This window comes from Neisseria sicca VK64, assembly GCF_000260655.1.
Classification (GTDB): Bacteria; Pseudomonadota; Gammaproteobacteria; order Burkholderiales; family Neisseriaceae; genus Neisseria; species Neisseria sicca_B.
In genome coordinates, this window is sequence record NZ_AJMT01000145.1 from 1 (window position 1) to 14,892 (window position 14,892).

The 14,892-nt window shown below is 52.5% G+C and carries 15 protein-coding genes; all 15 read right to left on the minus strand.

The window, feature by feature from the left end; translation table 11 throughout:
• The coding region (locus HMPREF1051_RS08785; protein WP_003767334.1) for a DUF6348 family protein at nucleotides 1–423 on the minus strand (423 nt) is incomplete at its 3' end.
• Nucleotides 424–588: 165 nt separating this feature from the next.
• On the minus strand, nucleotides 589–1,416 hold the full coding sequence (locus HMPREF1051_RS08790; RefSeq protein WP_003767337.1) for a class I SAM-dependent methyltransferase: 828 nt from the start codon (nucleotides 1,414–1,416) through the stop codon (nucleotides 589–591).
• A 134-nt stretch (nucleotides 1,417–1,550) separates the two neighbouring features.
• Nucleotides 1,551–2,618, minus strand: coding sequence for an undecaprenyldiphospho-muramoylpentapeptide beta-N-acetylglucosaminyltransferase (gene murG / locus HMPREF1051_RS08795; RefSeq protein WP_003757245.1), 1,068 nt, complete (start codon nucleotides 2,616–2,618; stop codon nucleotides 1,551–1,553).
• Nucleotides 2,619–2,621: 3 nt separating this feature from the next.
• The gene (locus HMPREF1051_RS08800; RefSeq protein WP_003767333.1) at nucleotides 2,622–3,884 is read right to left on the minus strand and encodes an FtsW/RodA/SpoVE family cell cycle protein; all 1,263 of its coding nucleotides are present in this window, start codon (nucleotides 3,882–3,884) and stop codon (nucleotides 2,622–2,624) included.
• 280 nt (nucleotides 3,885–4,164) lie between these two features.
• The gene (locus HMPREF1051_RS08805; protein ID WP_003767351.1) at nucleotides 4,165–4,899 is read right to left on the minus strand and encodes a hypothetical protein; all 735 of its coding nucleotides are present in this window, start codon (nucleotides 4,897–4,899) and stop codon (nucleotides 4,165–4,167) included.
• Between the two features lie 77 nt (nucleotides 4,900–4,976).
• A complete protein-coding gene (locus HMPREF1051_RS08810) occupies nucleotides 4,977–6,473 on the minus strand; it encodes an amidase (RefSeq protein ID WP_036492658.1) in 1,497 nt (498 codons plus the stop codon).
• 202 nt (nucleotides 6,474–6,675) lie between these two features.
• Nucleotides 6,676–7,272: a L,D-transpeptidase family protein gene (locus HMPREF1051_RS08815; protein WP_036492661.1), complete on the minus strand. Its 597-nt coding sequence runs from the start codon at nucleotides 7,270–7,272 to the stop codon at nucleotides 6,676–6,678.
• Nucleotides 7,273–7,285: 13 nt separating this feature from the next.
• Nucleotides 7,286–8,623 (minus strand): UDP-N-acetylmuramoyl-L-alanine--D-glutamate ligase, encoded by a 1,338-nt coding sequence (gene murD / locus HMPREF1051_RS08820; RefSeq protein ID WP_003767343.1) that lies wholly within the window; start codon nucleotides 8,621–8,623, stop codon nucleotides 7,286–7,288.
• A 45-nt stretch (nucleotides 8,624–8,668) separates the two neighbouring features.
• Complete coding sequence (locus tag HMPREF1051_RS08825) at nucleotides 8,669–9,268, minus strand: tetratricopeptide repeat protein (RefSeq protein WP_003767328.1); 600 nt, start codon at nucleotides 9,266–9,268, stop codon at nucleotides 8,669–8,671.
• A 72-nt stretch (nucleotides 9,269–9,340) separates the two neighbouring features.
• Entirely contained in the window at nucleotides 9,341–10,156 is an 816-nt protein-coding gene (locus HMPREF1051_RS08830) for a tetratricopeptide repeat protein (RefSeq protein WP_003767349.1), read from the minus strand.
• A gap of 83 nt (nucleotides 10,157–10,239) precedes the next feature.
• Nucleotides 10,240–11,043, minus strand: coding sequence for a tetratricopeptide repeat protein (locus tag HMPREF1051_RS08835; protein ID WP_003767346.1), 804 nt, complete (start codon nucleotides 11,041–11,043; stop codon nucleotides 10,240–10,242).
• Nucleotides 11,044–11,113: 70 nt separating this feature from the next.
• A complete protein-coding gene (locus HMPREF1051_RS08840) occupies nucleotides 11,114–12,031 on the minus strand; it encodes an SEL1-like repeat protein (protein WP_003767331.1) in 918 nt (305 codons plus the stop codon).
• Between the two features lie 50 nt (nucleotides 12,032–12,081).
• Nucleotides 12,082–12,570, minus strand: coding sequence for a group II truncated hemoglobin (locus HMPREF1051_RS08845; RefSeq protein WP_003767335.1), 489 nt, complete (start codon nucleotides 12,568–12,570; stop codon nucleotides 12,082–12,084).
• A gap of 327 nt (nucleotides 12,571–12,897) precedes the next feature.
• Entirely contained in the window at nucleotides 12,898–13,911 is a 1,014-nt protein-coding gene (gene dusA, locus HMPREF1051_RS08850; protein WP_003767341.1) for a tRNA dihydrouridine(20/20a) synthase DusA, read from the minus strand.
• A 233-nt stretch (nucleotides 13,912–14,144) separates the two neighbouring features.
• On the minus strand, nucleotides 14,145–14,892 hold a 748-nt coding region (locus tag HMPREF1051_RS08855; RefSeq protein ID WP_003767347.1), incomplete at its 5' end, for a formate/nitrite transporter family protein.

Genomic DNA, 14,892 nt, shown 5'->3' on the forward strand with positions numbered 1-14,892 from the left:
TTCGACCAAATTTTTCGTTACCCAGTCCCCCAAAATCGCTTGAAAACGATTGCCATTGCGTGCCGTCCAAATTTCGTGCGGACAATGGTTTTCATTGGGATTGAATGTATCCAGTAAAACGTGCAGGCTGTTGGTGCAGAAGCTTTGCAGGTTGCGTGAAAGGGCTTCTTCCAGATTTTCGCCGATGTCGCCGCAGCATTCGTAAAGTTCGCGCCCGTCGGGCAGGGTAATGCCGACATCGAAACGACTTACCACTGCGCCGTTGGCGTGTTCACGCGGAAACGCCCAAGTTTCAAGTTGTACGGGTACGGCGAAATTGGGCAGGATTTTTTCGCCCTGCATTTGGCAGGCATAGCCGTGGGCTTGCAGGATTTCGGCAAGGGCTTCGTTGAGGTCTAGGGTGTCGAGTTCCTGGGGTTCCATGATGGCTTCTCGGGAAGTTGGAAATTCAAAATCGAAATTTTCTATATGATTATAAGGTTATGCAAGTTTGCTTCGTCATTCCCACCTATGCAGAAATGACGATATAAATTTACCATCAAAGCCCGAAGGTCGTCTGAAAACCGTTTTCAGACGACCTCTCGTTTATCAACTTGACGGCATCTGTATCCTCATCAAGCGCATATCCAATTTGCGCCGCCCCCACGCGGTCGCATACAAAAGGCGCAAAAGCCACGGATAACGCGGTTTGCAGACGCTGCTCAAGCCCGCTTCTTCGATGATTTCCACACCCGGTATCAGCCGTCGGATGTCGTCCGTTCCGCTTATCGCCCAGCGGAACTCGGGCGGTTTGTCCATTTTACCGAGCGCGTCGTGGCGTTTGCTTTGTCCGATGTAGGCTTTGGGAATGGTGTCGAAGGCAAGTTGGACGTTCGGCAGACGGCGGGCAACCTGTTTGAAAAAGCCCTGCACCTGCGCTTCTTCGAAATACATCAACACGCCCTCGATCACGAGCAACACGGGTTTGCCGTGCGCGGCGACGGTATTCATCCACGCTTCGTCGAACATGGACGCGCCCAGATAATGATTGTCCGACTCGGGCAGCAGCATATGCCGCACTTCAATCACTTCCGGCAAATCCAAATCATACCAGGCGGTAATGCGCGGTTTGCCCAAGCGTTCGTAACGCGCATCCAGCCCTGCGCCGATTTGCACGACGACGGCATCGGGATGTTCGGCGATAAAATGCCGGGTCATATCGTCCAACAGCTTCGCCCGACCGCAACAGCCGACCTGCGATGCTTTGGCTTTGGCAAACTTGCCGAAGTCGTAGTCAATCTTGTCCAACATCCGCACGGCTTCGTCATCGCGCAAAAGCGGCTGCGCCCTACCCTGCTCTACCGCCTTTGCCCACAGGGGAATCAGCATGGTACTGGACAAGGCGGAAACGGTTTCGGGAGAGATTTTTTCGGACATGGCAGCCTCCAATGAGAGAAATTCCTATTTACATCATACTCCCGCACAATACGGCTGCCAAGTTGCAAAAAGGTCGTCTGAAACCCGTTTCTTGGTTTTCAGACGACCCCTGTTTCGTTCATCACATCATGTCATCATGCCGTACACGCGATGGCGGCTTCCGCCACGTCGTCCGCGCTGTGCGGCAGTGCCAATGTGCGGGCGTTCTCCGCCCATTTGAGGCATTTTTCGCGGTTTAAGCCGCCGAGGATTTCGGCGAGTTTTTCCGCTGTCAACTGGGCTTGCGGCAACAGCAGCCCCGCCTCCGCCTGCACCATAAAACGCGCATTGGCGGTTTGATGGTCATCGACGGCGTAAGGATACGGCACCAACAGCGCGCCCAGCCCCGCTGCCGTCAACTCGGCAATCGTCAGCGCGCCGGCACGGCAAATCACCAAATCGGCATCGCGGTAGGCGGACACCATGTCGGTAATAAATTCCACGCATTCGGCTTTCACACCCAGCGCGTCGTAATCCGCCTGCAAGCTGCCCAGCTTGCCCCGACCCGATTGGTGATACATCTGCGGGCGCGCATCGTCGGGCAGCAAAGCCAATGCCTGCGGAACGGTTTTGTTCAAAACGTCTGCGCCCAAACTGCCGCCGACCACCAAGATTTTCAGACGACCTTCACGCCCTTGGAAGCGTTCGGCAGGCGCGGGCAGGTTGGCAATATCGGCGCGGACAGGGTTGCCGACCAAGCCGCCTTCGTGACTGAACGCTTTCGGGAAGGCGTACAACACCCGCTTCGCCCAACGCGACAGTTGGCGGTTGGACAACCCTGCCACAGCGTTTTGCTCGTGAATCACAATCGGCACGCCCAACAGCTTCGCCGCCAAGCCGCCGGGGAAGGTAACAAAGCCGCCGAAACCGATGACGCACTCGACGCGGTGTTTGCGGATAATCCGCTGCGCTTCGCGGACGGTTTTATACAAAGTAAACGGCAGCATCAGCTTGCGTTTGATGCCGTTGCCGCGCACGCCTTTAATCGCCAGCGTTTCGAGCAGGATGTCGTATTGCGGCACGATGCGTTCTTCCATCGAGCCTTCGCTGCCCAGCCAAATCACATGATGGCCGCGCGCGCGCAATGAGTCCGCCACCGCCAGCGCAGGAAAAATATGGCCGCCGGTACCGCCCGCCATCAGCATGAAAGTTTTACCGCCCATGATTTACTCCACTTGGTAACCGCGCATTTTTTTGCGGTTTTCATAATCGACGCGCAACAATAAGGTAACGCACACCAGCATAACGGCAACCGCCGAACCGCCGTAAGACATCAACGGCAAAGTCAGGCCTTTGGTGGGCAGGATACCGATGTTGACGCCGATATTGAAGAAACTCTGAATCCCTATCCAAATACCGATGCCGTTGGCGACATACGCGCTGAACGTCAGTCCCGAATCACGCGCCTGCTTTCCGATGGAGAATGCGCGCATCACCAGCCAGCCGTAGCAGAACACCAAAATACACATCCCCACAAACCCGAATTCCTCGCCGATGACGGCAAAGATAAAGTCGGTATGCGCCTCGGGCAGGTAGAAGCGTTTTTCCAAACTCGCGCCCAAGCCCTGACCGAACCATTCGCCGCGCGCAATCGCCATCAACGAATGCGTCAACTGATAACCTTTGCCCAAAGGGTCGCCCCAAGGATCCAAGAATGCCGACACGCGCGCCATACGGTAGGGCGCCGCCAAAATCATCACGCCCATCCCCCCCAGCACGCTCAGTACCAAGACGGCAAAATATTTCCACGGGAAACCCGCCAAAAACAGCATACCCATCGTAATCGACACAATCACGACAAACGAGCCGAAATCAGGTTGCGCCATCACAAAAACCAAACCCAGCGCAATCATCACGATAGGCAGCAGGATGTTTTTAAACTTCTTCAGCTTCTGCCAAGTTTTCTGACGCGCTTCCTTGCTGAACGGGCACATAAAAGCATTGAACAAACCGACAAACAGCGGTTTCAAACCCAAAGAGTCCATACTGCGCAAAACTTCCTCGCGCCGCGTGAACAGGCTGGACAAATACAGAACCGTCGCCAGCTTGAACAACTCGGTCGGCTGAAGATTGAGCGGTCCGATATGTATCCAACGCGTCGCCCCGTTGATTTCACGGCCGACAAACAACACGACCACCAGCAAAATCGCGGAAAAAGCAAAATAAAACGGAATGATTTTCCGCCAAAAACTCATGCTCAACAGCGACAGCCCGAGGCAGCCCAATACGCTCGCACCGACAAACATCGCCTGCTTGCTGACAAAAGAAAACTGATTGCCGCCTTCGGACGCGGCATAGGCAATCGACGCAGAATAAATCATCACCAGGCTGAAGGCGGTCATCAAAATAACCATCCACAACAGTGACACATCGAATTTCCGACCGTCCAAAGAAATCGGGCGGTCGAGAAGTTTGGAAAGACTAATCATGAAAAACATCCGTATGGGGGCAGACGGAAAAATCCGCCCCGAAACAACCAGAACAAAGCGTTTCAGACGACCCTCCGCCTAATCGGGACATCGAAGGTCGTCTGAAAAAATAGCGTGAATCAGAAAAACGTCATTCTAAAGGTTTCTTGGCAAAGCAACAATTCGGATTCTTTAAAGACAGTCGGATTCCGGCGTTCTTTGCGCCCTCCCCTACCCTTTGATACCAAAAAAGGTCGTCTGAAAACGTTTTGATGTTTTCAGACGACCTTATGGGCTGCCTTTAAAACGGCAGCAATTTGGGCAATACGGTTTGCAGATAGTCTTGGAATTCGGGCACATCCACTTCGCTGCCAAAGCCGCCGTTGGCGAAAATGTGGCGCAGATACGCGATAAATTGTGTATTTTGCGGGGCGTACAGCACTTTACCATCCACACTTGGCTTGGTGCTTAATGCGATTTCATAAGCATTGCCGCCGCTTACATTGTCTTTGTGGTAATCATCGGGCGAAAATGTCAAACCAATCGGGCATTTTGGGTTTTCCGCAAGCAATTCTCGGGTACATTCCAGCCACTCGTTGTCTTCGTTTTCCACTTCTTCCAAAACAAAATCTATGCCGTACACACACAAAGGGTCGGCATATTCCCACACAATTTCAGGATATTCGTCATAGTCCCAGATAAAGTTGATTTCGCCGACAATCCGGTAGAAGTATTGCAGCGAAAGGGGAATGAACCCGACAGGCTGCACAGCTTGGACAAGGCGGCGGATATATTCGTCCGCATCGGGCAGGGGCGGCGTAATCACGTTATCGCGCCATCGGTTGAACCGATAGCCGAACTGCGGCAAGGTCTCTGCAACGATATTCGCGTTGTGCAGCACACGCCGAAAGGTTTCGGTAAGCAAGCGGTCGATTTCCGCTGCTGCTTCGGGTTGAAAGGCTTTTTGCCGCAGTCGGGCGATGTCGGCATAAACTTGGCTGTATTCGCCGTTCAGATAGCGTTGGTAGAAAGACAAGGCAAAATTCCTTCAGTTTGATATAGAGGATGCAATCCGTTTTGTCAGCGCAGACCGCTTCTTATCCAATGCAAAACCTACGCCAACTGCGGTATTTCCGCCCACGGCTGTATCTGTTCCAACTGCGCGGCGAGGCGGAGCAGCGTGTCTTCGCGTCCGTGTGCGGCGGCGAACTGGGTGCCGACGGGCAGACCGTTATGCCGGTAAAGCGGCACGCTCATGGCGGGGTTGCCGCTCATGTTCAGCGGCGATGTATAGCCGACGTATTGCAGCGCGGCGGCGGCTTCTTTTTCTAAAAACGGGTTGTTTTTCAACAGGAAACCCAAGCGCAGCGTGCCGAACAGCAGGCGCATGGCTTTTTGTGCGGCGGGCGGCGGCATCAGCTCGCCGATTTTCGGCGTGGTGCGCGGGCAGACGGGCGTCATCAACACATCGTAGCGCGTAAAAAATGCTTTGGCGGCACGTTCCTGCGCCAGCATCACGTCGCGCGCCCATGCCATTTCGCCCGCGCTGATTTGCCGCCCCTGCACAATCATTGCCCACGTTGTCGGCTCAAGCAGGCGGTGCGGCAGTTTTTGTCCGGTTTCGTATTGATATTGGTAGAACAGTTTTGCCGTTTCGCCCATGACGATGACGCGGGCGGCGCGGTTGAGCTGTTCGGGCGGTGCAAAATCGGGCGTGGCTTCTTCCAATTCGTGTCCCGCGTCTTGCATCAGTTTCAAACTATGGGCGAACGCGGCTTCCGTGCCTTCGTCGTTGCCGCCGCCAAACCATGTCTGTTTCCAAAAAGCGATTTTCAGACGACCTGTTTCTTGTTTCAGGCTGTCTGCAAAACCGTTTTCGGGCGGTGGCGGGCAGGTATACAGGGCGCGCTCTTGGGTTTGGGCGGCGATGTCCAGTAAAACCGCGCTATCGCGCACACTGCGGGTCAACACATGATCGCATACCAAACCTTGCCACGCCTCCGATGCGTTCGGCGCGTAACTGCTGCGGCCGCGCGTGGGTTTCAGCCCGAACACGCCGCAGTTGTGCGCGGGTAAGCGAATGGAGCCGCCACCATCGCTGCCGTGCGCTGCGGGTACGACGCCCGAAGCCACTGCCGCCGCCGCACCTCCGCTGCTGCCGCCCGCGGTGTAATCCAAATGCCACGGATTGCGCGTGATGCCGTAAATTTCGGTTTCAGTAACGGGATACGCGCCCCATTCGGGCGTAGTGGTTTTGCCGAACACGCGCAGCCCCGCATCGAGATAGGCTTGGGTCAAATCGCTGTTTTGTTTGGCAATGTAATGCTGCATCATACGTGAACCCGACCATGTCGGCGCGCCTTCCCAATCCGCCAGCAAGTCTTTGAGCAAAAACGGTACGCCCGCCAGCGGCGTATCGGCATTTTCAGACGACCCCTGCCACGCCGCCGCGCGTTCGCGCAAATCGTGCGCCAACAGATTGAGCTTGGGATTGACTTCGTCCAAGCGGTTTAAAGCAGCCTGCAACACTTCATCGGCGGAGACTTCTTTTTTACGGATCAGCTCTGCCAAACCGACGGCATCGTAACGGATGTAGTCTTGAAAATTCATGGGTTTTCCTTTCGGATTGATCAACACACGTTTATCGGTCAGGCATGTCTGCCCGCCTCCTCGCCGCTTGCCCGCATAGACAAATTTTAAGAAACAGTCACACCGGATAAAGGCAAAGAACAAGTTTGCCGTTGCTGTAAAAAGGTCGTCTGAAACCGCCTTGACGTTTTCAGACGACCTTTGAGGCAATGGAGCACAAGGTTTACGGCAGAATCTCAATTTCCGCGTTGTGTTTTACGCTGCGGTAGAGTTCGTCGATTTCCTCGTCCGTTACCGCGATGCAGCCGTCGGTCCAGTCTCTTTGCAGATGCCTTTTGCCGATGGAACCCCAGCCGTTTTTGATGCCGTGGATTTTAATCAGCCCGCCCGGACTTTTGCCTTGTGCCGCCGCGTAGGCTTTGTCGGTTTCGTTAGGGTAAGAAACGCCTAGATTTTTGTGGTATGCGCTGTTGGGATTGCGATCGTTGATGCGGTATTTCCCTTCGGGCGTTTTACCGTCGCCTTCAAAGTGTTTATGCCCGACGGGCTGCTTGCCTAGCGCAATGGGATAGGTTTTCAGCAACTTGCCTTGCGAGTACGCCGACATGGTGCGCTTGCTTTTATGCACGACCAACCTGTCGATAACGGCATCTTCGGGAAGCGGCGTTTCGATCGGCGCTGAAACGGCGGGTTCTCCTGCGTTTTCTCCTGATGTTGCAACGGTCGACTCGGGACTGCTTGGCTTGGAATACCAAAGCACTCCGGCAGCGACTGCCAAAAGCAAAACCGCCGCCAAACTGATTTTCAACCCTCTTTTCATGTTTCAGACGGCCTCATAAAGCCTTAAACGCCTCGATAAATACTTCCGAACGGTGCGCATAGCCTTTGAACATATCGAAGCTCGCGCAGGCGGGGCTGAGCAGCACGATATCGCCCGCTTCGGCTTGGGCGTATGCCGTCTGAACCGCTTCTTCCAAAGTGGCGCAGTCGGTCATATTCAGACCGCAGCCGTCCAAATCGCGGCGGATTTGCGGCGCATCGACGCCGATCAGGAACACGCCTTTTGCCTTACCGGCAAGCGCATCGCGCAGGGGCGTGAAATCCTGCCCTTTGCCCATGCCGCCCAAAATCACGAAGAGCGGATTTTGCAAACCGGCAATCGCGGCGGCGGTCGCGCCGACATTCGTGCCTTTGCTGTCGTCGATGAATACCACGCCGTTTTTCTCGCCGATTTTTTCCACGCGGTGCGGCAGACCTTGGAAGGTTTTGACGTGTTCGAGCAATGCTTCACGCGGTAAACCGACAGCTTCGCACAAGGCGACGGCAGCCATGACGTTGGCGGCGTTATGCAAGCCTTGCAGCGGGATGTCTTGCGTGGCAATCAAATCTTCATTACCTTGTTTCAGACGACCCGTTTCGCGTTCCAACCAAAAATCGGCTTCGTGTTCCAACGAAAACCATTTCACTTCACGCCCTGCCCGTTTCATCGCGCGGCAGAACACGTCGTCTGAATTTAAAACCTGCACGCCATCGCCACGGAAAATCTTGGCTTTGGTATGCGCGTAGTCGAGCAAGTCGTCGTAGCGGTCGAGATGGTCTTCGGAAATATTCAGCACCGTCGCCGCAGTCGGGCGCAGGCTTTCGGTGTTTTCCAGTTGGAAGCTGGAAAGCTCCAACACCCACACGTCCGCCTTTTTGCCTTCGCGCTGCAATTCCGCCTCCAAAACCGGCGTGCCGATATTGCCCGCGATGACGGTATCCAGCCCGCACTTGATGCAGAGATAGCCGACCAGGCTCGTTACCGTAGTTTTACCGTTGCTGCCGGTAATCGCAATCACCTTGTCGCCGCGGCGGTTCACAATGTCTGCCAGCAATTCGATGTCGCCCAACACGCGCCCACCGTTTTGCTTGAACACATCAATATCAGGCTGCCGCTCGCTGATGCCGGGGCTGAGTGCCAAAATATCGAAACCGTTGGAGAGCGCATCTTTCAGACGACCCGTATAAAACACTAGCCCTTCAAACATCTTACCGATTTGCGACACGCGCTCCGGTTTCAGCTCCGCATCATACGCGGCAACCTCCGCGCCGTTTTTGCGCAGGTAGGCAATCATGGAAATACCCGTGCCGCCGAGTCCGGCGACGAGGATTTTTTTGTTTTGGAAAGTCATTTTGGTTTTGTCCTAAGTTTTTTCAGACGGTATTTCATAAACCGTTCAATAACCCGATTGCAAACGGCGGTAATTTTCACAGCCTGACTGATTGCCGTTATTACATGCCATACCGAACCACTCTTTGGCAACTTTCAGATTTTGGCGAACCCCCTGCCCTTCGGCATACATCACACCCAAATTGTATTGGGCTCTGGCATTGCCCTGTTGTGCCGTTTGGCGCATCCATTTGGCCGCCTGTGAATAATCTTTGCGTACGCCCAGCCCGTCGTAATACATCACACCTAAATTATATTGGGCTTGGGCAAATCCCTGTTGTGCCGCTTGGCGGTACCATTTGACTGCCTGTGCGTAATCTTTACGCACGCCCAGCCCCCTATCATACATCACACCCAAATTGTATTGGGCCAGGACAAATCCCTGTTTCGCCGCTTGGCTATACCATTTGAACGCTTCGGCATGGTCTTGGCGAACGCCGCCCTGCCCTTTATCATACATTAAACCCAAATTGAATTGGGCAGCGGCATTCCCCTGTCTCGCCGATTGCAAGGTTTTCTGCAAGTCAGGAACATCATCCGCCCAAACTGCTTGCACTATGCCCAAAGACAGCAAGGCAAGCATCATGTTTTTCAATAAGGTGTTCATCTCAAAATCCTGTTTTTATTCAGAAGGTTTTTGGGTTTGTATATGTATTTCAGACGACCTTGGGATAAAGATTCAATATCCTGCCTGATTCAATTCTCGGTAAGCATCGCAACCTAGCTGTATTCCATTATCACAAGCCTTACCAAACCACTCTTTGGCAATCTTATAGTTCTGACGAACACCTTGCCCATTGTCGTACATCACACCCAAATTATATTGGGCTTCCGCAATCCCTTGTTCTGCAGCCTTACGATACCACTGCTCTGCCTGTACAAGGTTTTGAAGGACTCCTTTCCCATTGGCATACATCCCACCCAAATTATATTGGGCTTTGGCATGACCTTGTCCCGCCGCCTTGCGATACCACTGCACTGCCTGTGCATCGTCCTGACGGACTCCCTGTCCGTTGGCATACATCACACCCAAATTATATTGGGCTGGAGCATCCCCTTGTTCTGCAGCCTTGCGATACCACTGCACCGCCTGTGCATGATCTTGACGAACTCCTTCACCTTTGTCATACATCACACCCAAATTATATTGGGCTTTAGCATATCCTTGTTCTGCAGCCTTGCCAAACCACTGCACCGCCTGTGCATCGTCTTGACGGACTCCCTGTCCGTTGATATACGCCACACCCAAATTATATTGGGCTTTAGCATGCCCTTGTTCTGCAGCCTTGCGATACCACTGCACTGCCTGTGCATCGTCTTGACGGACTCCTTGCCCATTGTCGTACATCACACCCAAATTATATTGGGCAGCTGCAAATCCTTGTTCTGCAGCTTGAAGCGTTTTCTTAAAATCCGGCACATTATCAGCCCAAGCTGCTTGCCCTATGCCCAAAGCCAGCAAAGCAACCATCATTTTTTTCAATACGGTGTTCATCTCAAAATCCTTTTTTATTTAGAATGTTTTTGGGTTTGTCTATGTACTTCAGACGACCTTTGGGAAAGGTTTCATTATCCTACTTAATCCAATGTACGGTAAGCGTCACAACTTTGCTGATCTCCATTGGTACAAGCCTTGCCAAGCCATTCTTTGGCAATTGTATAATTTTGGGGGACGCCTCGACCAAACGCGTACATAAGCGCCAAATTATGTTGGGCATAGGCATCCCCTTGTTCCGCAGCCTTGCGAAACCACCCCGCTGCCTGTGCATAGTCTTGGCGGACGCCTCGTCCTGTTTCATACATTAAACCCAAATTAAATTGGGCGGTAGCCGTCCCTTGTTCCGCTGCTTTGAGAAACCATTCCACTGCTCGTGCATAGTCTTGACGAACACCTTGTCCTTTTTCATACATTACACCCAAATTATTTTGGGCCGGAGCATACCCTTGTTTTGCCGACTTGTGATACCACTCCATTGCCTGTAAGTAATCTTGACGGACTCCTTGCCCATTGGCATACATTGCACCCAAATTATTTTGAGCAGAGGGATGCCCTTGTTCCGCAGCCTTGCGATACCATTCTGCCGCCTGTGCGTAGTCTTGATGGTTACTGGAGTCGTTGGCATACAGCAATCCCAAATTATATTGGGCTGTGGCAGCCCCTTGTTCTGCCGCCTTACGATACCACTTCATTGCCTGTGTATAGTCTTGATGGACGCCCAGCCCTTTTTCATACATTACACCCAAATTATTTTGAGCTTTCACATTTCCCCGTTCCGCCGCTTGAAGGGTTCCCCTAAAATCAGGAATATCATCCGCCCAAGCTGCCTGCCCCATGCCCAAAGACAGCAAGGCAAGCATCATGTTTTTCAATAAGGTGTTCATCTCAAAATCCTTTTTTATTCAGAATGTTTTTGGGTTTATCTATGTGTTTCAGACGACCTTTGAGAAAGGTTTAATGTCCTTCGTTATTCAACTGTCGGTAGTCATTGCAACCATCTTGTAATCCATTATCACAGGCCTTCTTGTACCACTCTTTGGCAACTTTTCGATTTTCGGATACACCTTGTCCTTCTTCATACATCAAACCCAAATTATATTGAGCTTCTGCATTTCCCTGTTCTGCTGCCTTGCGATACCAATACAGTGCCTGCTTATCATCTTGACGAACACCGAATCCATGGCTGTAAGCCACGCCAAGATCTAATTGAGCTTTGATATTTTCTTGATCTGCTGCACGATGTAGCCATAGCACCGCCTGTTTAAAATCTTTTTGCACGCCTAAACCATGCATATATCTTGTAGCTACGGTATATTGTGCTTGATTATCTCCCTGCTCCGCCGCCTTTCGATACCATTGGAACGCCTTCTCAGGTGCTTTACCGACACCTAATCCGTTATCATACATAATGGCTAAATCATATTGAGCATCAAGATATCCTTGTTTTGCTGCCTTTTCATACCATTGAGCTGCTTGCCCGTAATCTTGCTCTATACCCTTACCCAAAAAATAGATTAATCCTAAATCATATTGGGCTTTAGCAAAGCCTTGTGCAGCAGCTTTTTGAAACCAATATTTAGCTTTCTTATAATCTTGGACAACACCCTTTCCCTGATAATACAACCCTCCTAGATTGGTCTGCGCATCCACGTCCCCTTGCTCTGCTGCTCTACGGAACCAATGTTCTGCCTGTTTATAATCTTTGGGCGCTCCTTTCCCTGAGTAATACATCAAACCTAAATTAAATTGCGATGCAGCATTGCCTTGTTTTGCCTCTAGTTCTGTTTCTGCAAAATTTGGGATGTTACTTGCATTAGCCATATGCCCTAATCCAAACAAAACAATTGCGATCTTTCCTAACCATTTTTTCATTACATACTCTCTTGTATTCATTAATCGATATCGGCATTTTCAGATGAACCTTAGTCTGCAAATTCCCTAAAATAACCGTCCACGCTGTATTGCTTTAAGACGTTTTTCAGCTCGGGAATGCGGATTGTGGGATCGACCGCCATCGGCGGCATGGGCGGTTCTACGCCTTCTTCGTTTTGGTTGCGCATCCAATCCGCCATCGCAAAAATGCGGATAAGGACGGGCTCGGCGAGGTCTTTGCCGATTTCCAATTCGTTCATGGCTTGGGCGAAACAGGCGACCCATTCGTCGCGCACTTGCATATTCACGGCAAAGGGCATGTGCCGCGCCCGCAGCATGGGATGGCCGTATTTCTGCTCGAACAAGGGCGGGCCGCCGAGCCAGCCGCTGAAAAATTCGTAGAGTTTTTCGCGAATCAGCGTCATGTCTTCGCCGTGCATTTGGCGCAGGGCGCGGTATTGCGGCTCGAGTTCCATCAGGTCGTAAAAGCGGTCGGTCAGGTTGCGGACGCCTGCCGCGCCGCCGAATGCGTGATACATAATTTTCTTTCTTAAAGGTCGTCTGAAACGGGAATTTTATAGTGGATTAACTTTAAACCAGTACGGTGTTGCCTCGCCTTAGCTCAAAGAGAACGATTCTCTAAGGTGCTGAAGCACCAAGTGAATCGGTTCCGTACTATCTGTACTGTCTGCGGCTTCGTCGCCTTGTCCTGATTTAAATTTAATCCACTATAATAGACTGGGCCGATTGTGTCATATGGGCTAAAGAGAGGTCATCTGAAAACCTGTTCTGTTTTCAGACGACCTCTCATTTTTGCGGAGAAGAGGCGATTTTCAGCTGCCGGACAGCGGCAATCGAAAATCAACTTACCCGCGCCATTCCCATACGTTCGCCCGCTCGACCTCTTTCCACGCTTCGAGAATCAGGCTGCCGTCGTTGTCTTTCAACAGCGTCGCGTCAGAAAGCATACGCCGCCAGGTGCGGGCGTTTTTCAGGCCGTGCATCAGCCCGAGGCTGTGGCGGACGATATGGCGCAAGATTGTGCCGCGTCCGGCTTGGATTTGGGCTTGGCTGTATGTGTAGAGGCGCTGCACCAAATCGGCGTATTCAATCGGGCTGCGGGTATCGCCGTAAAACAGCCTGTCCCATTCGTGCATGACCATCGGGTTGTGATACGCCTCGCGGCCGACCATTACGCCGTCAACGTGTTGCAGGTGTCCGGCGATTGCTTCGTTGGTGGTGATGCCGCCGTTGATGATGATTTCCAGCTCGGGAAACTCTTTTTTCAAGCGGTAAACGTAATCGTATTTCAACGGCGGAACGTCGCGGTTTTCTTTGGGGGACAGTCCGTCCAGCCATGCGTTGCGGGCGTGGACGATGAAGGTTTTGCAGGCGGTTTTGTCGCGCAGCGTGCCGACGAAATCGGCGACGGTTTGGTATTCGGTTTGTCTGTCGACGCCGATGCGGTGTTTGACGGTAACGGGGATGCCGACCGCGTCCTGCATGGCGTTGAGGCAGTCGGCAACCAGCATGACTTCGTTCATCAGACACGCGCCGAACGAGCCTTTCTGTACGCGCGGGCTGGGGCAGCCGCAGTTGAGGTTGACCTCGTTGTAGCCGTATTCTTCGGCGGCTTTGGCCGCTTTCGCCAAATCGGACGGGTCGCTGCCGCCCAGTTGCAGGGCAACGGGCTGCTCGCCTTCGTTGAACATCAAAAAGCGGTCTTTGTCGCCATAGACGATGGCGCCGGAATTGACCATTTCGCTGTAAAGCCATGTGTTGCGGGTAATCTGGCGGGCGAGGTAGCGGTAGTGGCGGTCCGTCCAGTCGAGCATGGGGGCGACGGAAAGGCGGCGGGGCGGGAGGGAGGCTTGAGTCATGTGTTTCATGTATCTGATTATTTTGAGGCGGCATTATATCAGACGGACTATGTCGGAAATCGTCGCAGGGGTCGTCTGAAACGGCAAAACCTGCTTTTTAAAGCAGGTTTTGTATGCTCAAATGTATAGTGAATTAACTTTAAACCAGTACGGCGTTGCCTCGCCTTGTCGTACTATCTGTACTGTCTGCGGCTTCGTCGCCTTGTCCTGATTTAAATTTAATCCACTATAGATTATTCGGCACAATCTTTCAGCGTATCTTTATAAGTATAAAGGTACGACGCGCCGACAAACGATGCGCCGCCTAAGACATTGCCTAAAAACACGGGAATCATGTTGAAGAAAAACTGCCCCCATGTAATATCTGCGCCCGCCAAAATACCGGCGGGGATGACGAACATATTGGCGACAAGGTGTTGGAAACCGTTTAACACGAAAATCATCACGGGAAACCAAATCGCCAACATCCGCCCTGCCGTATGTTTGGCGGCAAAGTGCAGCCATGCGCCCATACACACCATCCAGTTACACGCGACCGCCGAGACGAAAGCCCTGCCGAAATCCATATGGACTTTGGCTTCCGCCACCGCAATCGTTTTTTCCGCCACGCTGCCTTCGGTCATGCCGACGTAGTGTCCGAGGAAAAACGCCATCGCCAGCGTTCCCGCCAAATTGCCCAGACACACGACAACCCAGTTGCGCAGCAGCATTTTTGTGGAAATTCGCCCTGCCAAACGTCCCAAAGACATAATCATCATATTGCTCGTTACCAGCTCGCCGCCGCCGAGCAGGATGCAGATCAAGGCGATGGGGAACATTGCCGCGCCGAGTAAAGTCGCCAAGCCGCCCCATTCGTGCGGAATGCCGCTGACCACTTTCAAATAGGCAAGATAACCGAAGCCGATGTATCCGCCTGCCAAAACGCTCAAAACCGCCAGCGTGGAAACGCTGGATTGTGCCTTGGCACAGCTTTTATCGAGG